The organism is Janthinobacterium sp. SUN026 (assembly GCF_030397625.1).
GTDB lineage: Bacteria > Pseudomonadota > Gammaproteobacteria > Burkholderiales > Burkholderiaceae_D > Janthinobacterium > Janthinobacterium kumbetense.
Window position 1 is genome coordinate 1,024,537 of record NZ_JAPQNU010000001.1, and the last position, 24,134, is coordinate 1,048,670.

Sequence of the window (24,134 nt, forward strand, 5' to 3'; positions counted from 1 at the left end):
CGCATCAACGCATCCTGTTGCGGCTCCGGATTGTCAGCGCGGAACACTGTTGATGTTTTGTGTCTTACCAGTCAGTATTGCCGCCAACAGAGCTTTCAGGCAACAGTCCACCTGCAACTTCGTCGATTTCGTTCGTGTTTAATTCTTGCATGGTCTACTCATTAACAAGATAGCAAAATTTACGTTTTTGAAGCAAAAACATCGTAAAGCAATTGTTAAAAAAAGCATAGATTTATTGTGGCAGGCACAGGTGCAAGAGAGGCCTTCCAAGCGCCGGTGCCGTAGATCGCCGTGACTGCCAGATAAAAAACAAGAGCCACACCGGTACATGCCGGGGCGGCTCTGGGTGGGGCGTAGCTTGCAACAGCAAGGTGCTGCCTTGCTGGTGTTAATTTACCAGCTGGTGTTTCCGCCGACCGAGCTTTCAGGCATGTTTCCACCGGATACTACTTCGATTTCATGGATTTCTAATTCTTGCATATTGCTTCCTTGTTGATGAAGTTGCTTTTCATATGGAATGATGCGTATGGCAAGTCACGCGCATGCTGGATAATATCAGTCCCAGCCCGACGACCCGCCAACTGAAGATTCTGGCATGTTCCCGCCGGATACTACTTCGATTTCTTCAAAGTTTAATTCTTGCATGTCGGTTACTCCATTTTTATAGGTAGATTTGCGAAATTAAATTTATCGCAAGATGGTTTTCTTGCGATGCCAAGATGAGGCAGAAAGATCTCAGTCTTTCTTTGTCCCTACCTTTAAGATGTAATCTGGCTCGCTCGCTTAGCTCCAGTCGGAGCCGCCACCCACCGAGGCTTCAGGCATATTGCCACCGGATACTATCTCGATTTCTTCAAAGTTCAATTCTTGCATGTTATTCACCTTAATGTTGAAAGTTAATTCCTGAAGCTCAGGAGCATGGTGTACGCCGCTGGCGAGGTCGCCATACATGGCAGGATTAGTTCCAGTCATAGGTTCCGCCAACCGAACTTTCCGGGTCGAAGGAAAAGACGCGCAATTCAGGCTGCACGCCTTCGCCGCGCATAATTCGCACTGTCATGACGAAAGATAATTCCCATCGTCCCGTTGCATAGCCTACGTCGAGGTTATGTTTCCACTCCTGGAGGATGCGGCGCAGTGGCGGTCGGGCAGGGTCTCCCTGTTCTCCCAGCAATACCTTGGCCTCGAAGTCCAGTGGCAAGCTGTAGGTGGCCCCCACGGCTTGCAGGAATGGTGAGGGAGGGGAGTATACGGTCGGTACTTTCGGGCCGATTTGCGTCAGTTGCGGCACGCTGATGATGCAGCAATCGACGATCTGGAACGAGGTGAAGCCGCTTTTCTCGGAGCCGCAGCAAGTGACGTCCAGGTACACATGTTGACCTTGCTGGAAGTGCACGCCACCCATGTACGGGCCATGGCGCGGATCCGCCGTGCCGTCGCATGAGGTAAAGTTATAGTCGAGCTGGTTTGTGATCTGATCTACATCAAAGTGTACGGATAATTTCATCCAGGGGCTGACAGGCGTCATGTTTTACGATCTCTTTTTAAGTTGATAATAAACTGCTGGTAGCGAGCATCTCGCCTTAGGTTCAACAGATCGGGTGCTGTTTCGATCAGATTGATTGGGTAGCCGAGCTTGGCGGCCTCAAGTAGCGCCATCATGGCTGCATCACGGTTGCCGATCAGCTCATGGGTCAAGGCTGCCCGGAATTGAATGTCGGGCTGGCTTGCTGAGTTGGCGAGGGCTTTGCCGACCTTCTCCACGGCTTCTTTCTTTGCGCCTATATAGGCTGAATACAAGGCCATACGAGAGTTGACCGTGGCATCGTCGGGAATGCGCGCCAGGATTGGGGCAAGCAATTCGGTAGCGCGTTGGTAAGAGCGTTGCGAGGCTTCGGCCTGTGCGGGTATCCAACGTTGAGCATCGGCAAGATTCGCCCATAAGAGATAGGCGCCAGGATTACCTTTGCTGGAGGACACGGCCTTTTCAAAGGCCTGCACGGCGCCCAGATAGTCGGCCTTGGCGAACAGCGATGCGCCCAGATTGTTATACAGTTCCCAGTGCGGCTGGAATTGCAAGCCTTGCTGTAAGACGCGCAAGGCTTCGTCATTCCGGTCTTGGCGCAAGAGGACTGCACTCAGATAGGCGTAGCCATTGGTTGAGCGCGGATCAAGCGCTATGCTTTTGCGAAACGCCTGTTCCGCCCCCGCGTATTTTGCTTGCCTAAATAACATTGTTCCCTGCAGCGACGGGAACAACCGCTCTTTGGGGTACAGAGCGGCCGCATCGTCGAGTACTGTTTTGGCCGGGTCAAATTTTTTAAGATGAATCAACTGGCGTGCCTTGCCGACGAGTCCCAATAAGTTCTGCGGATCCAGGTTCAGGGCCTTGGCAGATGCTTCCAGCGCATCGTCCCGCTTGCCTTGAAATTCAAGCACCCAGGCATGGGCCACGTGGGCCAATGCCAATTGATTGTCCAGGGCAAGCGCCTGTTGTGCGCCAGCGTCCGCCCGCTGCAGCCAAGTATCATCGCGGCCATTGCCGATGTAACGCAGGCTAGAGGCCAGCGACAGGCCCGCCGAGGCGGCGGCGTTGGCAGGATTGTGTTTAAGTACTGTGCTGAAGTGGGCGATTGCTTGTTCCTGACTGGAGTCGCGATCAAACACCCGCAACGCCTCCATCCCCGCCGCCATACTGGCCATTTCCGAATACGGCGCGGGTGCCTTTTCCCCCGTGACGAACGATTTGACGGCAGGAATAATATTGGGCAACTGCCATCCCGCCAGTACGGCCAGCAGCGCCACGCCCGCGCCCCATTTCAGGGTGCGCTTGCGAGGCAGGGGCAGGCGGATGGAGACGCTGGCGGGTGGTTCTTCCTTCGCGGGTATCTCGTCGGCAAGGGGCGTGGCCAGGGTGAGCGGTTCCCCGCGCTGTGCCCCGATAGCCTCGCGCACATCGCGCATGGTGCGTGGCCGTTCGGCCGGGTCGTGCGCCGTCATTGCGCGCACGAGGGCATTGATGGCGGGCGGGACGGAGTCGGGCAGGTCGGGCCACGGTTCCGTCGCCTGCATGTGGGCGGCGGCCAGGGCCAGGCCGTTCAGGTGGGCGAAGTGGCGCTGGCCGGCCAGCATTTCGTACAGCATGGCGCCCAAGGCATACACGTCGCCGCGCGTGTCGGGCAGGCGGCCCATCAGGCGCTCGGGCGCCATGTAGGCGATGGTGCCCTGCAAGTCGCACAGGGTGGTCGTTTGCGTCGCTTGCGGGTCGATGTGGCGCGCCAGGCCGAAGTCGAGGATGCGCACCTTGCCGTCCGCCTCCAGCATCAGGTTCGACGGTTTCAGGTCGCCGTGGACGAGGTCCATGGCGTGCGCCTCGTCCATGGCGTCGGCGATCTGGTAGGCGATGTCGAGCGCCCCCTGCAAGTCGGCCTTGCCGCTGTGCATGAACTGCCCCAAGGTCTGGCCTTCGACCAGTTCCATGACGATGGATTGGCTCGTGCCCTGGCCCTCGATGGCGAAGATGCGCACGAAGGCCGCATGCCTGAGCGAGGCGGCCAGGCGCGCTTCATTGATGAGTTTTTCCGGATGCAGCACGTCGGCTTGCGGTTTCAGGCGCTTGAGCGCCACGCTACGGCACAGCTTGGCATCCCAGGCTTCGAACACATGGCCGAAACCGCCTTCGCCCAGCAAGCGGCGCACTTCATAGTGCCCGCTGATCGTGTCGTCTTGCGGCGGGGTCTGACGCAGGGAGTCGAGCAGTTCCATATACCTTGGCTTCAGAGTGCATCAACGTGGACATCCAGCATTGAAAAGGGTCAATGCGATGTTGGAATGCTCAAGATGATTGATTTTGAGTAACTTCCTGATTTAAAACGATTGTTTCGAATAAGTCAATTAATATTGACAAGGAGTGAACAAAAGCTGCTTTACCTGCGCCAGGAAGGCACTCCTTGCTGACGCATGCGCGCAATCTTGTTCAAACTCAATTTTCTTCCCTCCCGCTTCATCAATAATGCAGACGGGGCTATACCGGCATGTGCCGATCAGGCGATGGGGGCGGGCATGGACGAGTTGCTGCAATACTACGAGCGCGAACTGGGCACCTTGCATGCGCACAATCAGGCGTTTGCCCGACGCTATCCGGCCATCGCCGGCGCACTGGGCATCCTGGGTGGCGACATGGGCGACCCGCACCTGGCGCGCATGCTGCAGGCGTTTGCCATGTTCAACGCGCGCACGGCCAAGCGCCTGGCCGATGGCTTCGGCGCCTTCAGCGAAACCTTGCTGGAAGTGAACTTCCCCCATTATTTGCGCCCGTTTCCCGCCTGCGCCATTGCGCGCATCGATAACGATGCGGCGACGGTGACGGAGCTGGCCACCATTCCGCGCGGCACGGTCATGCATGCTGCCGAGCATCAGGGCGTCACCTGCAAGTTCACCACCACCTACGATGTTGCCGTGGCGCCGCTGCGCCTGCCCGACGTGCGCTTTCAATCCATCGTGGCGGCGCCGCCCGCGGTGCGCCTGACGCCGGATCTCGGGGCGGCGATCAGCATCACGCTCGAAGCGGCGGGCGCCACGTCCACGCTGGATGGGTTGGCGCTGCCGATGCTGCGCCTGTTCCTCGACGGCGAACCTGCGTTCTGCGCCACCCTGCGCGACAGCCTGTTCCTGCGTACCCGCTGCGCCTATGTGGAAGTCGATGGCGCGTGGCAGGCGCTGGACGCGGTGCCTGTGCATCCGGTCGGCTTTGCCGCCGAGGACGCATTGATACCGGCCAGGGCCGCCTCGCATCCCGCTTACCTTCTGCTGGGCGAATGGTTTGCCTTTCCGGATAAATTCAATTTCGTCGACCTCGACCTGGCCGCGCTGCGCCCATTGTTGCCGCCGGCCTGCCGGCGTTGCACCGTGCACTTGCTGCTGGCCGACGTGCAGGCCGACGCGGATATCGCGCGCATCTTGCGGCCCCTGTCCGCAAGGCATCTGGTGCCGGGGTGCACGCCCGTCGTCAACCTGTTCCGCCAGGCCGCCAATCCCATCCGCCTGACGCACGCGAGCGCCGATTATGTGCTGCTGCCCTCGGTCAGGCAGGCGCATTGCTACGACATCCACAGCGTCGACAGTGTGCAGGTTCTCGGTGAAACGGCGCAAGGCGCCGCGCTGGACACGTTTCACCCGTTTTATTCGATGCGCCATGGCGAGGCGGGCGGGCGCCAGGGGCGTTATTGGGTGACGCGGCGCGACGAGGATATGGCGCTGAGCCATCCCGGCTATGACATGCGCATCTCCTTCGTCGACGGCGCCATGCAGCCGCTGCACGACACGACGCAAACGGTGTCCATCATGCTCACCTGCAGCAACCGCGACTTGCCCAGCCGCCTGGTGTTCGGCAATGCCGCAGGCGACTTGCACCATGACGGCGCGGCCAGCGCCTTGCCGGTGCGCCTGCTGCGCAAGCCCGGCGCGCCCTGCCGCTTCCCTGCGGGTGCGGCGTCGCACTGGCGGCTGATCGCGCAATTGTCCCTGAATCATCAGTCGCTGAGCGAGCAGGGCTTGCCGCTCTTCAAGCAGATACTCGAGTTGTACAACTTGCCCGGTTCGGCCAGTGCCGCGCGCCAGATCGCGGGCATGACCGGACTGCGCCAGCGCGCCGCCAGCACCTGGCTGCACGACGAGGCGGGCGGCAGCCTGGTCTTCGGCATCGACGTCCTGCTGTCCGTCGACGAGGAAGCCTTTGTCGGCAGCGGCTTGCATGCGTTTGCCCAGGTCATCGAACGCTTTCTCGGGCTGTACGTGCACCTGGGTTCGTTTACCCGCCTGATCGTCTTGTCGCAGAAGAGTGGAAAGGAGTTGCTGTGCTGCCTGCCACGCAATGGAAGCCAGACGCTGGCGTAGTCGCGCGCCTGCTGGCCGATCCATCCGGCACCGGTTTCTTTCAGGCCGTGCGTTTGTTGTGTGCCTGGATGATGCAGCAAGGCATTTCACAGGAGCAAGTGTTTCGCGATTGCCTGCGCCTGCATGGCGGTGCCTCGCTGTCGTTTGCTCCAGGGGAAATCGAACAACTGTGGCTGGAGCCGCAGGCGGACGGCGAGACGCAGGTGCATGTGCAGGCGGCCATGCTGGGTTTTTTGGGCGTGCATGGCAGCTTGCCGCTGCATTACACGGAAACGCTGGTCCGCCATGAGCGGCAGACGGGCGACGGTGCTCCCCGCGACTGGCTCGATGCGCTGTCGCACCGGGCGCTGACCCTGTTTTACCAGGCCTGGGCCCGCTACCGCATCGAATGCCAGCAGGACGCCGACGGCGGCGAGTTCCTTCCCCTGCAGCTGGCGTTGGCGGGCGCCTGGCCTGCCGAGGTGGCCAGGCAGGAAGATGGCTTGCCTGCGCACGTGCTGGCCCATTACGCGGCCTTGCTGCGCCACCGGCCCGTGTCGGCCGACGCGATGCAGGCGGTGCTGGCCGAGTATTTCGGCGTGCCCATGCGCTTGCAGCGTTTTGTCGGCGCCTGGTTCCGGCGCGCAGCGCAGGAGCGCACCTTGCTGGCCGCCGCCCATGTCCGGCTGGGGCAGGGGGCCATGCTGGGTGAACGCTGCCGGCGCGCCGACTTGCGCGTGCGCCTGGTGCTGGGGCCGCTAAGCCGCCGCGCCTACGAGGATTTCTTGCCCGGCCGGCCAGGCGCGCTGGCCCTGCGCCAGATGCTGGCGCTGTTCGGCTTGCCTGGCGTGAGCTTCGAGATCCGCCTGGTCTTGCGGCGCGAAGACGTGCGTGGCTGCGTCCTGGGCAGGGGCGCCTGCCTGGCGGAGGATGCCTTTCTGGCCGGCAAGTTGTCGGCCCGTGACCGTGATGACATGCATTACGACCTGCGATTCGATGGCTCCGCCTGAGACCGCCGTGAATGATGGACCCCGCTGACTGTTGGAAGGAAGAAAACCATGGAAGACTTCGCGCAATGGCTGGCCGTGGACAAGGTCTTGACTGCAGGCAATCGCGCCTTGCGGCTGCGCCTCGCCTACCCGCAGGGCGTCAATGACGATGTCTTGCTGCCGCAGCGCATCAGCGGCAGCGAGGCCATCTGCGGCGGTCTGGAATACCGCATCCTGTGCGTGGCCACGGAGGCACAGCTGCCGCTGAAGCAGTTCATCGCCGTGCCGGCCGAGCTACAGATCGTGAACGACCAGGGACAGCTGCGCAAGGTGTGCGGCATCGTCGCCGAAGCGTGCGCGGGGCAGAGCGATGGCGGCCTGGCCACCTATCAGCTGGTGCTGCGCGACGGCCTGGCCTTGATGGAGAAACGCATCAATACGCGCGTGTTCCGCAACAAGCATGAATTGCAGATCGTGCAGCTTCTGTTTGATGAGTGGCGACAGGGCAATAGCTTGCTCGCGGCCAGCCTGGATCTCGCCATTGACGGGGCGCTGGCGGCGCGCAGCTTGCCCGCGCGCGAATTCACGATGCAGCACAATGAATCCGATGCCGCCTTTATCCGCCGCCTGCTCCGGCGCCGCGGCATCGCCTGGTGCTTCCAGGCGGGAGCGCCGGCCAGTTCGAACGCCGCCACCACGCCCGTGCATACCCTGTTGCTGTTCGGCGACGCCAGCCGTCTGGCGCACAACGTGGCTGGCACGGTGCGCTATCACCGCGATGACGCCACCGAGGAAAGGGATGCCGTGACGGCCTGGAGCGCCGTGCGCCGCTTGCAGCCGGGAAAGTCCGAGCGCTACAGCTGGGACGATGGTCACCCGCACAGCCCGCAGTTCATGGCAACGCGGTCGCAGGGCGGCGTGGATCAGGGCAGCAATGGCAATCGCCTCGCAGCCAGTCTCGACGACTATATCGTGGAGCCGCCGCTGGCCGCCGCCGGCAATGACGACTTGCGGCAACTGGGCCAGCTGGCGATGGCGCGTCACGATTTGGACAGCAAGTGTTTCCAGGGAGAAGGCTGTGTGCGCGACTTTTGCGCGGGCCAGTGGTTCAGCCTGGAAGGGCATGCGGACATCGACAGCCACCCGGTGGCCGAGCGCAGTTTCGTCATCACGGCCTTGAGCGTGGCGGCCAGCAATAACTTGCCGACAGGCCTGGATGCCCGTGTCGAGCGCCTGTTTGCGCAGAGCGGCTGGCAGTGTGACGCTGGCCAGCCGCAAGGGGCGGGTGCCGATGGCCGGGCGGTCTTGCGTTACCGCAACCGTTTTACTTGCGTGCGGCGCGGCATTGCCATCGTCCCTGCCTTTGACCCGCGCAGCGATTTTCCCGTCGTGCGCCTGCAAAGCGCGCTGGTCGTGGGGCCTGCCGGCGAAGAGGTGCATTGCGATGCGCTGGGGCGCGTCAAGGTGCGTTTTGGCGCCACGCGCGCGCCGGACCACGCGCATGCCAACGGCAGCGGCGCGTCCGATACGGAGCGCGATTCGGCCTGGGTGCGCGTGGCATCGAGCTGGACGGGCAATGGACCGGGCAACGGCAGGCAATGCGGCACCGTGACCTTGCCGCGCATCGGCGCGGAAGTGCTGATCGATTTTCTCGGCGGCGACCCGGACCGGCCCATCATCGTCGGCCAGCTGTACAACGCCGTGGGCGCGCCGCCGGGCTTGAGTGCGCGCGGCGCCTTGCCCGGCAACCGGTATCTTTCCGGCATGCGCAGCCGCGAAGTGCGGGGCGGGCGCGGCAATCAGCTGTGTTTTGACGACACACCGTCGCAGATCAGCGCACAGCTGGCCAGCGACCAGGCAGCCTCGCAACTGAACCTCGGCTACCTGACCGAGCCGCGCAGCGACGGCGCAGGGCGGCAGCGCGGCGACGGCTTTGAATTGCGCAGCGACGCCAGCGGCAGCGTGCGCACGGCCCGCTCGCTGCTGATTTCGGCCTGGAAACAGCTGGGCGCCAGCGGCAAGCAGCTCGACAGCAGCGAGCATGCCGCCGTGATGAAGGAATGCCTGGAATTGTTCACGTCCCTGGGCGAGTTTGCTGCCCAGCACCAGGCGCTGGCGCTGGACGCGGCCGGTAGCAAGGCGCTGGGGGCCGCCATTGCCGCCGACCAGCCCGCCGTCAGCATCGCGGCGCCCGAGGGCGTGGCGCTGAGCACGCCCAGGACCATCGCCGGCAATGCGGGCGCGAATATCGACCTGGTGGCGCAGCAGCATCTGCAGCTGAGCGCGGCCAAGCGCTGCAACGTCAACGCGGGAAAGGGCATTTCCCTGTTCGCGCACCAGGATGGCATCGTCCAGGTGGCCCACTTCGGCAAGTTCCTGCTGCAAAGCCAGCACGACTTGCTGCAGGCTGACGCCGCCAAGGACATCCGCCTGACGGCGGGCACGCGCCTGGTCGGCGTGGCGCAGGACGAGATCACCTTCATGACGGCGGGCGGCGCCTACCTGAAACTGTCCGGTGGCGCCGTGGAGCTGGGCGGGCCGGGCGCGCTGACGGTGAAGACCGACGGCCACCACTGGAACGGCCCGGCCAGCATGAAAGGCGAACTGCCCACCTTCGGCGAAGGCGACTTGGGTCGCGTGCCGCGCTTGCTGCGTCCCACCGACGGTTTGCCCGTCGAAGGCGTGGAAGTGCACATCGAGCGCGAAGGCGACAGCCCGTTGACGGGCGTCAGCGATGCCGATGGGCGCGGGCCGAAGGTGGCGACCGACCACCTGCAGCGGCTGAAGGGATTCTTCTTCCGCCGCCGTTCCTGAACCCCGACATCGGAGACACGCCATGCAGTTCGATCCCCACCCGTCGCTGTGCGACGATCCCAAAATCGATATCCTCGGCCAGTTTTCCTGCAACGCGAATTTCCAGAGCAGCGACCGGGACACGCTGCAACAGTTGCCGCTGCCCGGCATCATTATCTTCGTGCACGGCGTCAATTCCGATGGCGAGTGGTACGCGGCCGCGGAAGAAGGCCTGTGCAACGGCCTCAACGAGCGCCTCAAGCGCTCCTGCCATCACCTGCAGCACCGTGGCGTGGAAGGCGGCGAACTGAAGGCGGTCAATTATGGCGCCGAGATCACGGCGGAAGGCTTTCTCCATCCGGAGATGTCGGCCGATACCCTGATCCGCGATGCCGGCACGTTTTCTCCCGTGCTCCGCTTTCGCTGGGGCTACAAGGCTTCCGGCGAAGAACTGCAGAAATACGGCAAGGGCATCTACCTGAACGAACAGGATTACTGGGGCGGCGGCCCGTTTGCCAATGGCTGCAGCGCGCTGGCCGACCTGTGGAAGGAGGGGCTGAGCGAGGATTTGTTTTTGTGGAACAAGATCCAGCACATGAATCCCTTTTCGGAGCGGCAAGTGTACAGTTGCCCGCCGCGCCCGTATTTCGTGCTGGCCGCCTATCGCCTGGCCAGGCTGGTCGAAGCCATCCGCCAGCAGCAGGCCGACGTGCCGGTCACCATCGTGTGCCACAGCCAGGGCACGATGGTGGCGATGACAGCCGCCTTTCTCGGCGCCCGCCTGCCCATGGTGGATGGCGCTCCTTGCGTGGCCGATAACTATGTCATCTGCAATTCTCCGTACAGTTTGGCGAAACGCAATAGCGCCGAGAACTGGGTAGCCGGTAATCTGCGCGCTGCGGACGGCAGCACGGGCAGGGTGACGGTGCAGGGGCGCCTGGATACCTTGAAAAACTTCTTTGCCATCATCCGCCAGCGCGCCACCCTGGGCGAACTGCAGACAGACGAGGAAATCGACCGCTGCATGGCCAACCTGCAGCACGGCTTTTCCGCTGCCAAAGATCGTGAACAATACGGGATTGCCGGCGCCGCGCGCGGCGACAAGAAGTCATCATATGGCCGGGTGACCATCTATTGCAATCCGCACGACGTGGTGGTGTCGTCCGTGGCCATCGAGGGCATCGGCTGGCGCGGCCTGTCGGGCTCGCTGGCCAAGGACAGCAAGGACGGCGGCGAGCTGGCCGCCACCGACGCGGCAGGCGTGTGCGTGCAGCGCGTGTTTGCCCAGGGTTTCGAGGTGGGCAAGCAAGGCAGCTATCACTACTGGACCGATCACTGGCGCAAGCCTGCGCCGGGCGGCAACGATTTCTGGTTTCCGGCACAGAAATATGCGTCGTATTCCGTCAAGCAGGGCGTCGAGGCCAGCGAAGGCGCCTTTTCCACCATCCTGACGGTGGGATTGGCGCCCCTGTTCATCGTGATGACGGGCCTGGCTCGCAGCCCCTGCAATGCCTCTCCCCACAAGGATTGGAAAATCGAACTGAACGCGCCCGACTTATTGCAGCCCTTCACGCCGCAGTCCTTGCGCTTTGGCCAGACCAGCGAGGAATTCGACGAAGGCTATGATCCGCCCGGCGAATCGCGCCAGGCGGGCAAGCAGCGCGCTGCCGGCGACGATTATCTTGCCGATCATGCCATCCCGCCCGGCGGCCTGCAGGGGCAGGCGGGAAAAGACGAGGCCAAACGCGTGGACAGCGCGAAGGGCACGGCCGACGACGAGGCGCGCCTGCGATTCGAGCAGCGCGCGGTGATACGCGCCCAGGCTGTACGGGAAGGGAAAAGTCCTGCGGGCAAAAAAGTGCAGCAGGAAATGCCCAACGCCACGCCAGACGCCGACTACCAGCAATGGCGCAGCACGCGCATCGGGGAAATGATGTCCAGCCAGGCGGGCGCCTACGCCACCGACCATTCCTCCATCCTGACCAATGCCATGCACGCGGAGCGGGCGCTCGCGTATGACGTGGCGGTGGGCGTGTGCCGCATCAAGGCGGATCAGCTGCGCAAGTTGCGGGTGGCTGCGGATTGGAGGTTGTTGAGAGCGCTAAATATTGCTGAATCCGCTAAATTGTTCGAAGAGTATTTTAACGATGGAAAATTGCTTGGATTGACCATCACTCAATGGTCTCAACAGACTGGTGGTGACGGTAGTCTACCTATATTTATAGTTGACGTGAGAGAGAACCCTGCTCTTGATTCTCATCCTAATTCCGGTGAGCGAGCATTTTTATAAAGGGAAATTAAATTTTCATATAAATGTAAAAATATTAAATAACTGTTTGATCTTGTTGGAGATTATGTCATGGCTAGATCTATATTTTTATCTGTACTCGGTGCGTTTCTGATTGTTTTGGTTTTGTCAGCCTGCGCCCGTTTTCGTACATCGACAAGCATAGTGGCACTTGGTGTTCCTATTGATCGATCTTTAGCGCAACGACCTTTTATGGCTCAGGTAGTCGGGTTGCAATGGTTAAATCCATTGCACCGTAGAGACTATCCAACTGAGTGGCAGTTACTTTGGACCCTCGGACTGGTACAGCCGAATCCGAACGATGACATGGTAAAAGAAAAACCTGAAAAATATTCTAAGTTGCAAAGTATTGCCTCCATTGCCATAGGCAATGAAGGGTCTGAAACTTTTGATGGGTACCATGAAAAATATATTAATGAGTTAATGAACTTGTATCATGATGTGTATTACTCTGATCCAGAATATTTCTACAATGTTCATTCAACCAAGGACAAGTCACGCTGGCGAGAGTTGGCTGGTATTCATATCGAATATGCCCTGCCAGAAGGTAAACTCGATCCGGTGGAAACGATAGCATTTGTGCGCAAAAGAGTTGCAAGAACTTTCAGCATCGGCAACGTCCACTCTCCCACCCTCTGGAGCCGCTCCACCCCGCCCGACGTCCGTGTCACCATGGGCGGCCCCAACGCCGGCTTTACTTCACTTTCCGCCGCGCTCGACTACCTGCAAAGCCACCCGAAAGAAACCGTCTGGGCCATGAACTGGGATGCGCCCAGCCGGCCTCTGGACCGACAGATCAACGAGAATCTAGTGCTGCTGGTGCTGGCCGGTCCGGACTACAAGACGGAGCGGGCGCCGCTGGCGTGGCTTGGCTATCCAAGCACGAAACAGGCGGCGGATTTTGAAGCTAAAAAGGGCGAACCGCCGCGGCTGGTGCAGGCGTGGACGGCAGCCATCGAGGAGGCGGCGGCGAAGGCCAACAGGCAAGATACCGACATCGGCTATCTGATCCACGATGCGGGCAATACGCACCAGGATTCTTCCGAACGGCTGGGCGCGCTGGCGCAGACGCTTACCGTGCAATTGCCGGAATTCGACTTCCTCAAGCAAAGCTTCAATCTGACTGCCGTGCTGGGCGAAACGGGCGCGGGCACGGCCCTGACAAACGTGGCGCTGGGCATCGCCTATGCGCATCACTTCGGCAAGCCCGTGCTGGTGGCCGGCACCAGCGACCTGTTTGCCCCCGTGGCGCTGGTGGTGGCGCCGCCCGCCGTCGCGCGGCCGATCCGGCCTGACAAGCCATGGTTCCGCGCACGCAGTGGCAACCATGCCTACTTGCCATGGTGGGGCTTGCGCCACGATGCGCCCGAGTATTACCAGGGGTTTTCGCAATGAGGGCGCTGATCGGTGTTCTCATGTCGCTTTTGCTTGGCGCGTGCGCGACGCCGCCATTGCCGGAGGCGGCAGTGCCGCGCAGCGGCCCGTTGATGGCGCAGGTGGTGGGGCTGCAATGGTTGAATCCTTTGCAGCGTCGGGATTACCCCACGCAATGGCAATTATTGTGGACCTTGGGACTGGCGCAGCCGAATCCAGGCGACGATATGGTCAGGGAGAAACCCGAGAAATATACCCGGCTGCAAAGTATTGCCTCTGTCGCGGTTGGGAATGATGGTTCTGAAACGTTCGATGGTTACCATGAAAAATACGTCGCGAAGACTTTCAATTTAATCCATGACGTCTACTACTCCGACCCAGAGTATTTCTACAACGTCCATTCAACTAAAAATAAGTCGCGCTGGCGCGAACTGGCTGGTATCCACATTGAGTATGCATTACCCGAAGGCAAGCTTGACCCAGTGGAAGCAGCCGATTTCGTCCGGGAATATGTTGCCGATACTTTTAGCATTGGCAACATCCACTCTCCCACTCTCTGGACCCGCTCCACCCCGCCCGACGTCCGCGTCACCATGGGCGGCCCCAACGCCGGCTTTACTTCACTTTCCGCCGCGCTCGACTACCTGCAAAGCCACCCGAAAGAAACCGTCTGGGCCATGAACTGGGATGCGCCCAGCCGGCCTCTGGACCGACAGATCAACGAGAATCTAGTGCTGCTGGTGCTGGCCGGTCCGGACTACAAGACGGAGCGGGCGCCGCTGGCGTGGCTTGGCTATCCAAGCACGAAACAGGCGGCGGATTTTGACGTCAAAAAGGGCGAACCGCCGCGCCTGGTGCAGGCGTGGACGGCTGCCATCGAAGAGGCCGCCGCGAAGGCCAACCGGCAAGATACGGAGATTGGCTATCTGATCCATGATGCGGGCAATACACACCAGGACTCTTCAGCACGGCTGGGCGCGCTGGCGCAGACGCTCACTCTGCAATTGCCGGAATTCGACCTTCTCAAGCAAAGCTTCAATCTGACCGCCGTGCTGGGCGAGACGGGCGCGGGCACGGCCTTGACGAACGTGGCGCTGGGCATCGCCTACGCGCATCACTTTGGCAAGCCCGTGCTGGTGGCCGGCACCAGCGACCTGTCGGCGCCCGTGGCGCTGGTGGTGGCGCCGCCCGCCGTCGTGCGGCCGATCCGGCCCGACAAGCCGTGGTTCCGCGCGCGTGGCGGCAACCATGCATATTTGCCGTGGTGGGGCTTGCGCCATGATGCACCCGAGTATTACCAGGGGTTTTCGCAATGAGACGCTTGATACATCCGGGGAGAAGAGCATGCGTGGCGTGATCCGCTTGAACGACCCCACCAGCCATGGCGGCAAGGTGGTGGGCGCGGCGCCGAAGAGTACCGTGCTGGGCGTGGCCGTGGCGCGCAAGGGCGACCCTTGCGTTTGCCCGATCAAGGGCCACGTGCGCTGCGTGATCGCCGAGGGCGATCCGCAGGTGCTGATCGATGGCGTGCCCGTGGCCTTCGACGGTCACAAGACCAGCTGCGGCGCCAGCCTGATGTCTACCGTGGGCAACAGCGGGCGCGCTTAGGCCACGCTCGTGTCTATGGCCGTGCCCAGCTTGTCGACGATCTCGTCGACATGGCTGGCGTCGATGATGTAGGGCGGCGCCAGCAGGATGTGGTCGCCGTGCAGGCCGTCGATGGTGCCGCCCATGGGGTAGCACATCAGTCCGTTCTGCATGGCGTGCGCCTTGATGCGCGCATGCAGGCGGCGGGCCGGGTCGAACGGCTGCTTGGTGGCGCGGTCCTGCACCAGTTCCAGGCCCAGGAACAGGCCGCGGCCGCGGATGTCGCCCACGTGCGCATGGCTGCCGAAGCGCTGGTGCAGCCGCTCTTGCAGCAAGGCGCCCATGGCGCGCACATTGGCCAGCAGATCGCGTTCCTCGATCTGCCGCTGCACGGCCAGCGCGGCGGCGCAGGCCGTGGCGTGGCCGATATACGTGTGGCCGTGCTGGAAGAAACCCGTGCCGGCGCGGATGGTGTCGCGGATGTCCTGCGACACCATCACGGCGCCGATGGGCTGGTAGCCGGCGCCCAGGCCTTTGGCGACGCAGATGAGGTCGGCCGTGACGCCTTCCTGCTCGCAGGCGAACAGGCTGCCCGTGCGCCCCATGCCGCACATGACTTCGTCGAGGATCAGGAGGATGCCGTGGCGCTGGCAAATGGTGCGCATGCGCTGGAAGTAGCCGGCGACGGCGGGCAGGGCGCCAGCCGTGGCGCCGACGACGGGTTCGGCGATGAAGGCCATGACCTTGTCCGCACCCAGTGCGGCGATATGGTCTTCCAGCTCCTGGCCCAGGCGCGCCACGTAGTCGCCGTCCGTTTCATGGGCTGCCTGGTCGCGCCAGGCGTAGCAGGGCGACACGTGCGTCACGTCGATCAGCAGCGGTTCGAACTGCTGGCGGCGCCAGGCGTTGCCGCCCGTGGCCAGTGCGCCCAGGGTATTGCCGTGATAGCTCTGGCGGCGCGCGATGACGTGGCGGCGCTGCGGCTGGCCCCGTTCGACGAAATACTGGCGCGCCATTTTCAGCGCGCTTTCCACCGCTTCCGAACCGCCCGAGACGAAATACACGCTGTCGATGCCGGCTGGCGCGCGGGCGACGAGGAAATCGGCCAGCTGCTCCATCGGCTCGGTGGTAAAGAAGGAGCTGTGCGCATACGCCATGCTGGCAACCTGCTGCTGCACGGCGGCGATCACGGCCGCATCCGAATGGCCGAGGCAGGAGACGGCCGCGCCGCCGCAGGCGTCCAGGTAGCGCTTGCCGTTCGCATCGATCAGGTAAGGGCCGTCGCCGCCCGTGGCGACGGGATAGCCGGCGGTCAAGCTGCGGTGGAAGACATGGCTCATGGCATCGCTTTCTTATCGGCAAGGGGGAAGCCGATTATAGGATGCGTTGCGCCGCATTGCAACGTTTGATGTATTTGTTTTTAATTTGCATCGTTTGATGTTTTTGCGTAGGCGCCCAGCGCCCGCAATTGCTGTTCCGCCGCGCCGATGGCCGTGACGGCATCCGGCCCCGCGCGCGCCACCAGCAGTTCCACCAGGCTTTCCACGGCCGCGACGCCGGCCACGATGGAGGGGAAGAACGAGGGGCTGTCGACGGCGATGACGATGCTGGCGTCGGCCTGCAGGGCCAGCGGCGACATGGCGCTGTCGCTGATGGCGACCACCCGGCAGCCGGCCTGGCGCGCCGCCTGCACCACCAGCAGCGCTTCGCTCGAATACGGCGCGAAGCTGACGACGACGACGGCTTCGTCCGCCTGCAGGGCGCGCAAGTCCATTTCCAGGGTGCCGCCCTGGCCGCTCAGCAGCTGCACGCTGGGGCGCAGCAGCCGGTACAGGTAGTGCAGGGTGTAGGCGATCGGGTGGGCGGCGCGAAAGCCGGCCACGTGCACGCGGGGCGCCGCCTGCAGCAGATTGGCGGCAGCATCCAGGGCCGCGTGGTTGGCGCTTTCCGTGGCGGCCAGGTTGCGCTGCTGCACCGTGAACACTTCGGTGACCAGGTCGCGCTCTTTCCCCTCTTTGCCGGTCAGCGCGCCCGCCTTGGCCGCGTAGCCGCTTGGCCCCGCGCGCAGGCGTTCGACGAAGATGGCCTTGAGTTCCGGCCAGCCGGCAAAGCCCAGCTGCTGCGCCAGGCGCACGAGGGCGGCCGATTGCACCTGCGCGCGCGCGGCGATGCTGCGCATCGACGAGACGGCCACTTCGTCCGGATGGTCGGCCAGGTAGCGGGCGCCGGCCTGGAATTGCGGGCTCAGCTGCGCATGGCGCGCCTTGATCAGGTCCATCAGTGCCGCATAGGAATCGTGGGGTGTCGCTGCCTGCATCGCCGTGCCTCAGTTGATAGGTTGCGGCGATGGTACAGGATTCGTCAGCGCGCCGGTAGCGGCGCGCCTTGCACCCGGGCGGCCGTGCGTGGACGCAGGCGGGCAAACAGGTGCGGCCCGGCCGGTTTGCGGCGCGGTCCCGTCGTCAGCACGCGCAGGGCGGTGGGCAGCGGCACGTCGTGGCAGTGCAGGAACAGGGCGGCGGCGCCCGTGCCGGCCATTTCCTGCAAGGCCAGCGCATGCTCGACCAGCGCCGCCGTGCGCATGTCGAGCCGTACCGGGATGTCGGGTTGGAATAACTGTGTGTCGATGGGCCGTGCATTGCGCATGCTGTCCCCCGCCGGGTTCGCTAGTCAAGCTGCCAGCATAAAAGCGCCCCGGCGCCACCACTTTGCGCCAGATCAATTCCACTGTCGGATAGATTCCACAAGGCAAAAAAAACGCCAACCGTTGCCGGCTGGCGCTGAAAACCCTCGAAGGAAGAAAAAATATGTATTTCAACGACGTTTCGACGCCTGACAAAACCATCGCCGGCCGCAAAGCGCGCCGCGCAGCCAGTTTGGTCAGGCGTTACTGCCGGTGCTAAAAACGTCCATGGCTAGGCGCCGCGCCGAAGACAGTACGCACAGTACGGCGAGGCGCGGCAACAACGCCCTGGGCGTTTTTAGTAGCTCCAGCGCAAAGACAGGCCTACAACCTTGTCATAGCGCCGCACATCGCGCACATAGTCCGGCGTGTCGTGATAGTCGCGGTAGGTCGAGTCGAGCAGGTTGTTTGCGTCCAGCGTCACCGTGGTATTCGGGTTGAGCTTGTACGAGACCGACGCGTCCAGGGTCTTGGTGGGCGCCACGGTCAGGTGGATGCCCTTGCCGCGGTAGTTGTAGTCGTCGACGTACTTGTCGCGCCAACTGTAGGCCAGGCGCGCCGACCACGGTCCCTGTTCGTACAGGCCGACGATATTGGCCGACCATTTCGACATGCCCGTGAACGGATGCGCGCTGCCATTCAATTCTTCCAGCTCGCCCGTCATATAGGTGGCGTTCGCCTGCAGGCCCAGGCCGCTCATCCAGCCGGGCAGCTTGTCGTAGAACTGCTGGTAAGCCATTTCCACGCCTTGCAGATGGCCCTTCGAGGTGTTGCGCGGACGCGTGATGTCGTACTCGATGCCGTCATACGTTTCCTTGGCCGAACCGGACAGGATGTAATTCTTGAAATTGTGGCGGAACACGGTGGCCGTGACGGAACCCGTCTGCGCGAAATACCATTCCAGCGCCGCATCGAGGTTCTTGCCTTCCACGGGTTTCAGGTCGGGATTGCCGCCGCTGCCCGTCGGACGCACCATTTCCAGACTCTTGCCCAAGGTCACGCCGGGGTTGAAGTCGGCGAAGTTCGGGCGCTGCACCGCCTTGCCGGCCGTCAGGCGGGCGACCAGGTCCTGGCGCAGCATGGCTTTCAGGGTCAGGCTGGGCAGTACGTCTGTATCGGACGTTTTCACGCGCACGGGCGTGACGATGCCGTCTTGCGAAGAATTGCCTTGCAAGTCCTGCTTGGTCTGCACCACGCGCACGCCCACGGTGCCATCGACCGGCACTTGCGCCAGATCAAAGCCGATGCGCGCCTTGCCGTAGACGGCATTGGTTTTTTCCACATCCTTGAAGTGGGTCATCGGATCGTCCGGGCTGCGCTCGCTGCTGCCCGTAAACAGCTGGCGCAAGGTGTCCGTGTTGTTGAGCATGTAGTCGCGGCACGGCGTGAGCCAGCTTTGCAGGCCGAAGTTGCCCGTATTTTTGTGCGAGGTGCATGCCAGGCCGGGCAGGGAGTCCGCAGTCATGATCGACGTCAGCCCGCCTTGCACGTTCTTTTCGCGGATCGATTCGGCCTTGCGCTTGGCCAAGCGCACGCCGCCCGAGAATTCACGGAAGAAGCCCGTGCTGTCCATGTCGTAGGTGACGTCGCCGCGCCAGTCGGTCGAGCTGCCTTCGTCGTGGCTGTGGTTATCGTAGAAGCCCAGCAGGGTATAGTTCTTCGGATCCAGCATGTTGTAGCCGGGGTAGCTGATTTGCGCGCCGCCGTTGACGTTGGTGCTGCCGATCACGCTGGTCGGATGGGCGAGGAAGTCGAGGATGGGAAATTCGCGCTCGAAGTTGCTGACCGTGCGCGCCAGTTCCGTCGTGGCGCGCAGCTGCGGCGTGATGTCCCAGCGCGCGCCGATGGCGCCTTGCGAGCCGATCGAGCGGTCGCGCCGCGCCTGGGTCGAGCCGAGCGTGAATGGCGACCAGGGGCCGTCGATCTTGCCCACCGTGGCCGCCTGATTGGTGCCGGGGATCAGGGTGATGTCCGGGTTCTGGCCCCAGGGCAGCGAACCGACGAAGAACTGGCTGTCGAACGCGTGCTTGATCAGGGTCGACATGCCTTCCGCATACACTTCCACCTGCGAATTCGGGCGCCACTGGAAGGCGGCATTCGCCGCGTAGCGCTTGCGGTCGCCCACGGTGGGGATCATGCCGACGGAATCTGGCCCCGTGATGTTGCCCGCGTCGGGGCGCTTGACGGGTTCGGAGTTCCAGATCGTCTCGTCATAGTATTTGCTGCGCTGGTAGGACAGGCCGAGCAGGGCGCCGAATTCGCCGTAAGCGGTCTTCCAGCGGTTCGAGACCATGCCGCTGACGTTCGGGTCCGTCGAGCCGGACTTGTCGCGGTGCTCGGCGCGCACGTTGCCCGACGCCGTGAAGCCCTTGAAGTCGAACGGGCGGTTGGTGCGCACGTCGATCACGCCGGCCGTGCCGCCTTCGACCATGTCCGCGCCCTGCGATTTGTACACGTCCACGCGCTGCAGCATGGCCGTCGGGATGTCGGCCAGGTACAGGCTGCGGCCCACGGAGGTGAACATTTCACGCCCGTTGAGCAGGGTCACCACGCCGGGCAGGCCGCGGATGATGACGGAACCCGCTTCGCCGCCTTCGCGGCGGATTTGCACGCCTGTCACGCGGCCGAGGATTTCGGCCACGTTCTTGTCGGGGAATTTGCCGATTTCATCGGCGACGATGGAGTCGACCACCTGGTCGTTGTTTTTCTTGATCGTTTGCGCGCTTTGTGCGGCGCGGCGCACGCCGGTGACGGCGACGACGGCGATGCCGGCATTGTCGGCTGGCGCCGGTGTTGCCGTTTCCACCGTTTCTACCGTTTCTACCGCTTCCACGGCGGGCGCCTGTTGCGCCCAGACGGAAGCGCTGCTCAGCAGGCCGGCGCCGGCCAGGGTGGCCACCGTGGCCTTCAAGGTCAGCCGTGTGTTTTGCTTGGGCGTGCGGGTGCCCGTTGCCATCGATTGCTTCATCTTGTCTCCACCTGTATTTTAGTTATGTTGAGAACGCCGCGGCAGTCGCCGCCAGAGCTGGAACTTGCTCAGAAACATGGTAGGTGGGAATGACTTTGCCCCACAAATGACTTCTTTTGCGATGTCAATACCAATTCCGGTATCCCTGCTGCATTCATGCGCCCTGGCGGCGCGCCGCGCGTTGTCGAACCTGGCGCGGGCGCGTTGCGGACGCTCCACAGCAGGTGTCAGGCGGCGCAGGGCGCGGCGCTGTGCGCCAGCCAGGCCATGAAGTGCGCCTGCGGCATGGGGCGGGCAAAATAGTAGCCCTGTAATTCATCGCAGCCGGCGTGGCGCAGCACGTCCGCATCGGCCGCGCTTTCCACGCCCTCGGCGGTCACCGTCAAGCCCAGGGTATGGCCAAGGCCGATGATGGTTTTTGTCACCGCCAGGTTTTGCGGCGAGCCGTGGATGTCCTGCACGAAGCTCATGTCGATTTTCAGCTTGTCGAGCGGGAAGCGGCACAGGTAGTTCAGACTCGAATAGCCGGTGCCGAAATCGTCGATCGACAGCGCGAAACCCAGCGCCTTGATGGCGTGCAGGGTGGCGATGATGTCGTCCACGTTGTCCATCAGGATCGATTCCGTCAGTTCGAATTCGATCTGTCCCGGCGTGACGGGAAACTCGCGCAGCACTTCGCGCAAGGTGGCCACCAGGCCGCCGCTTTTCAGCTGGATGGCCGACAGGTTGATCGACACGGCGATGTCGCCCGCGCCCGCGCCCGCCTCGCGCCAGGCCAGCTGCTGGCGGCACGCCTCGCGGATGACCCACGCGCCGATGGCAACGATCAGGCCCGATTCCTCGGCGGCGGGAATGAAGCTGTCGGGCGCGATCAGGCCGTGCTGCGGGTGCAGCCAGCGGATCAGGCTTTCCACGCCATTCAGGCGGCTGCTTTTCGCATCGATGCGCGGCTGGTAGTACAGCACCAGTTCCTGCCGCTCGATGGCGTGGCGCAGATCGCTTTCCAGGTGCAGCTGCTGCAGCTGCTGTTCCTGCATCTGCGGCGTGAACATGCGCGCGTGATCGCGCCCGCCGCTCTTGGCCTGGTACATGGCCGCATCGGCGTGGCGCATCAGGGTATCCATGTCGCCGCCGTGGTCCGGGTAGATGGCCACGCCCACGCTGCACGAGACATACAGCTCGTTGCCTTCCACCTGGTGCGGCTCGCGCATGGCGGGGATCAGCCGCGTATCGAGCAGGGCGGCGATGGATGCGGCATCGCCGACGCCGTTGAGGATGACGACGAATTCATCGCCGCCCAGGCGGCTGACGGTATCGCCTTCGCGCACCAGCTGCAGCAGGCGCTTTGAGACCGATTGCAGCAGCGCGTCGCCCACGTGGTGGCCCAGCGCGTCGTTGACGTGCTTGAAGCGGTCCAGGTCGACGAACAGCACGCCCACCTTTTCGCCGCTGCGGCGCGCCTGCGCGATGGCGGCCGCCAGGCGCACTTTCGACACGTGGCGGTTCGCCAGTCCCGTCAGCGCATCGTGGTGGGCCATGTGCTCGATCTGCCGCTCGCTGGCCTTGCGTTCGCTGATGTCGAGCGAGCTGGCGATGAAATGCGTGGTGACGCCGTCGAGGTCGCGCACGGCGTTCATCACCAGCCAGGCGGGATAGCTTTCCAGCGACTTGCGCTGCACACGGATTTCGCCCTGCCAGTATCCGCGCCGCGCCAGGGTCTGGCGCAGGCTGTCGAGCTGCTCGGGCGGGTTCTCCGGCGCGAGCAGGAAGGCCGGGCGCTTGCCGATCAGCTCCACCATGTCGTACAGCGAATGGCGGCGGAAGGCCTGGTTGACGGTGATGATGCGCATGCCGGCGTCCATCACGATCAGGCTTTCGGCCGATGCCTCGAATACCTTGGCCCACAGTTCCAGGCGCGATTCCATCAGCTTCATCTTGTTGATCGGCGTGAAGGTCGACAGCACGGCGCGCTGGCCCTGGTAGTCGATCAGGCGCGCGGAAATCAAGGCCCAGGTAGGCGTGCCGCCGCCGCTCCAGCACACCTCGAATTCATCGACGGCGCCCAGGTCGCTCAAGCGCTGGAAGAAGCGCGAACGGGCTTGCGGATGCATGCCGCCCACCCACGGGTCCAGTTCCAGGCCGCCCTGCCACGCGTGCGCGGCCTGGTTCGCGTGCAGCACCTGGTGATGCGGAATCGAGGTGACCATCAGCGGGATGGGAATGGCGTCGACCAGCTGGCGCTGCGCATCGGCCGCGCTGGCGCGCGCCACCAGCTCCTGCTGCGCCATGCGCTGGAAGTCGAGCTGCTGCAGCATGGTATTGAAGGCGCGGACCAGGCGGCCCGTTTCATCCTCGCTGTCCCAGACGGCGCGCAGGCTATGGTCGCCCGTTTCGCGCACTTCCTGCGCCACGCGCGCCAGGCGGCGGATGGGCAGGGCGATCTGGCGTGCGACGAAAAACACCAGGCCCAGTATCATCACCAGCAGCAGCACGGCCGTGCCCAGGTGCAGCCACATGCGCGTGAAGAAGCCGTCCACGCGCAGCTGGATCAAACGGTGCAATTGGCCTTCCGCCGCGCGCCAGGCACGCTGCAGGGCCGCGGCGGCCACCGCATCGCGGCGCAGCAGTTCCTGCGTGCCTGCGGGGTTGACTTGCGCGCCGGCCAGCGCCTGGGTACTCGCGCGTAACTGCGCCACGGCCTGCCGCAGGGCCGCGCGCGAGCCGTCCAGGTGCTGGCGCAGCAGCGGCGTGCTGGCCGCGAACGCCTCCGTGTAGTCGCTGCCGATGCCGGCCATGGTGGCGTCCATGCGCCCCTCCAGTATCAGGAACTGGGTCTGCAGGCGCTGGCGCTGCGCACCTTCGGCCGTCGCCAGTTGCAGGGCCAGGGCGCGTGCTGTTGATCACTTCCAGCAGTTCGGGAAAGCGCAGGATCACCAGCGACATCGTGTAGTAGCTGTCCAGGTCCGGGTCCAGGATCAGGTTCGATTGGTTGCCCACGCGCGTGAGCAGTGCGCGCCCGGCCACGAAGGCGGGCGAGGGCGCGATGCTGTCGTCCGGCGCGGCGGAAATGCTGCCGGCCTGGCGCAGCAGGGCGGCAAATTGCGCATTCAGTTCGGCGCTGCGCATGCCGGCGCCGAAGCGGCTTTCGGCCTGCTCCACGGCTGCTGCCTGCGCGCCCGGCTGCGCCGTGCTGCGCGCCAGGGGCAGCAGCGCATCGCGGATCGTGGCAATGTAGTCATTGCCCGCCATCTCCTTGCGCGAGAAGTCGATGGCGATGTATTTTTCGTTGATGAGGATGCCGGAAATGAAGATCACGGCGGACAGGTCGAGCAAATAGATCAGCGCCAGTTTGCGCCCCACCGTCAATTTCCCGATCATGCGCGAGATTCTGCCCACCATGCGTGCCCCACCTTCTCGTCAGCCCATTTATGTTTTCTTATCAGCAATTTTCATGCCTGAATTTACAAGCTTGCAAGGGGACTTTTGCACCATGCAGGTGCGCGGCGGGAGACGGTGGAGATAAAAAAAGGCGGCCCGCAGGCCGCCCTTGTGTGCACT

General features: G+C 63.2%; 16 protein-coding genes. 8 read left to right on the forward strand and 8 right to left on the reverse strand.

Features of this window, described 5'->3' with window-relative positions:
* Positions 1 to 783 precede the first annotated feature (783 nt).
* From OX459_RS04715 to OX459_RS04725, 3 genes are read right to left on the reverse strand one after another with little or no spacing between them, the layout of a single operon-like run.
* A complete protein-coding gene (locus OX459_RS04715) occupies positions 784 to 951 on the reverse strand; it encodes a hypothetical protein (protein WP_289904021.1) in 168 nt (55 codons plus the stop codon).
* Between the two features lie 7 nt (positions 952 to 958).
* Positions 959 to 1,528, reverse strand: coding sequence for a hypothetical protein (locus OX459_RS04720; RefSeq protein WP_289904022.1), 570 nt, complete (start codon positions 1,526 to 1,528; stop codon positions 959 to 961).
* Positions 1,525 to 3,765: a serine/threonine-protein kinase gene (locus OX459_RS04725; protein ID WP_289904023.1), complete on the reverse strand. Its 2,241-nt coding sequence runs from the start codon at positions 3,763 to 3,765 to the stop codon at positions 1,525 to 1,527. The genes OX459_RS04720 and OX459_RS04725 overlap by 4 nt, the downstream gene beginning before the upstream one ends.
* A 297-nt stretch (positions 3,766 to 4,062) precedes the next feature.
* On the opposite strand from OX459_RS04725, the gene tssF reads away from it, so the two are divergent.
* From tssF to OX459_RS04760, 7 genes are all read left to right on the forward strand, one after another.
* Positions 4,063 to 5,895 (forward strand): type VI secretion system baseplate subunit TssF, encoded by a 1,833-nt coding sequence (tssF, locus tag OX459_RS04730; RefSeq protein WP_289904024.1) that lies wholly within the window; start codon positions 4,063 to 4,065, stop codon positions 5,893 to 5,895.
* Positions 5,856 to 6,884 carry a type VI secretion system baseplate subunit TssG gene (gene tssG, locus OX459_RS04735; protein ID WP_289904027.1) on the forward strand — a complete coding sequence of 343 codons (1,029 nt, stop codon included), beginning with the start codon at positions 5,856 to 5,858 and terminating at the stop codon, positions 6,882 to 6,884. The genes tssF and tssG overlap by 40 nt, the downstream gene beginning before the upstream one ends.
* Positions 6,885 to 6,932: 48 nt before the next feature.
* A complete protein-coding gene (locus tag OX459_RS04740; RefSeq protein ID WP_289904029.1) occupies positions 6,933 to 9,677 on the forward strand; it encodes a type VI secretion system Vgr family protein in 2,745 nt (914 codons plus the stop codon).
* Positions 9,678 to 9,699: 22 nt separating this feature from the next.
* Complete coding sequence (locus OX459_RS04745; RefSeq protein ID WP_289904031.1) at positions 9,700 to 11,946, forward strand: hypothetical protein; 2,247 nt, start codon at positions 9,700 to 9,702, stop codon at positions 11,944 to 11,946.
* A gap of 69 nt (positions 11,947 to 12,015) precedes the next feature.
* Entirely contained in the window at positions 12,016 to 13,359 is a 1,344-nt protein-coding gene (locus tag OX459_RS04750) for a hypothetical protein (RefSeq protein ID WP_289904032.1), read from the forward strand.
* On the forward strand, positions 13,356 to 14,654 hold the full coding sequence (locus OX459_RS04755) for a hypothetical protein (RefSeq protein WP_289904033.1): 1,299 nt from the start codon (positions 13,356 to 13,358) through the stop codon (positions 14,652 to 14,654). The genes OX459_RS04750 and OX459_RS04755 overlap by 4 nt, the downstream gene beginning before the upstream one ends.
* Before the next feature lie 28 nt (positions 14,655 to 14,682).
* Complete coding sequence (locus OX459_RS04760) at positions 14,683 to 14,946, forward strand: PAAR domain-containing protein (protein WP_289904035.1); 264 nt, start codon at positions 14,683 to 14,685, stop codon at positions 14,944 to 14,946.
* On the opposite strand, the gene OX459_RS04765 is transcribed toward OX459_RS04760, so the two are convergent.
* From OX459_RS04765 to OX459_RS04785, 5 genes are all read right to left on the reverse strand, one after another.
* The gene (locus OX459_RS04765; RefSeq protein WP_289904037.1) at positions 14,943 to 16,265 is read right to left on the reverse strand and encodes an aspartate aminotransferase family protein; all 1,323 of its coding nucleotides are present in this window, start codon (positions 16,263 to 16,265) and stop codon (positions 14,943 to 14,945) included. The genes OX459_RS04760 and OX459_RS04765 overlap by 4 nt on opposite strands.
* A gap of 80 nt (positions 16,266 to 16,345) precedes the next feature.
* Positions 16,346 to 17,242, reverse strand: a complete 897-nt coding sequence (locus tag OX459_RS04770; RefSeq protein WP_289904039.1) for a MurR/RpiR family transcriptional regulator — start codon at positions 17,240 to 17,242, stop codon at positions 16,346 to 16,348.
* Between the two features lie 44 nt (positions 17,243 to 17,286).
* Positions 17,287 to 17,571 carry a hypothetical protein gene (locus OX459_RS04775; RefSeq protein WP_077407612.1) on the reverse strand — a complete coding sequence of 95 codons (285 nt, stop codon included), beginning with the start codon at positions 17,569 to 17,571 and terminating at the stop codon, positions 17,287 to 17,289.
* A gap of 335 nt (positions 17,572 to 17,906) precedes the next feature.
* A complete protein-coding gene (locus OX459_RS04780) occupies positions 17,907 to 20,576 on the reverse strand; it encodes a TonB-dependent receptor (RefSeq protein WP_289904040.1) in 2,670 nt (889 codons plus the stop codon).
* Between the two features lie 227 nt (positions 20,577 to 20,803).
* The gene (locus tag OX459_RS04785) at positions 20,804 to 23,383 is read right to left on the reverse strand and encodes an EAL domain-containing protein (RefSeq protein ID WP_289904041.1); all 2,580 of its coding nucleotides are present in this window, start codon (positions 23,381 to 23,383) and stop codon (positions 20,804 to 20,806) included.
* On the opposite strand from OX459_RS04785, the gene OX459_RS04790 reads away from it, so the two are divergent.
* On the forward strand, positions 23,382 to 24,035 hold the full coding sequence (locus OX459_RS04790) for a hypothetical protein (protein WP_289904042.1): 654 nt from the start codon (positions 23,382 to 23,384) through the stop codon (positions 24,033 to 24,035). The genes OX459_RS04785 and OX459_RS04790 overlap by 2 nt on opposite strands.
* Positions 24,036 to 24,134 lie beyond the last annotated feature (99 nt).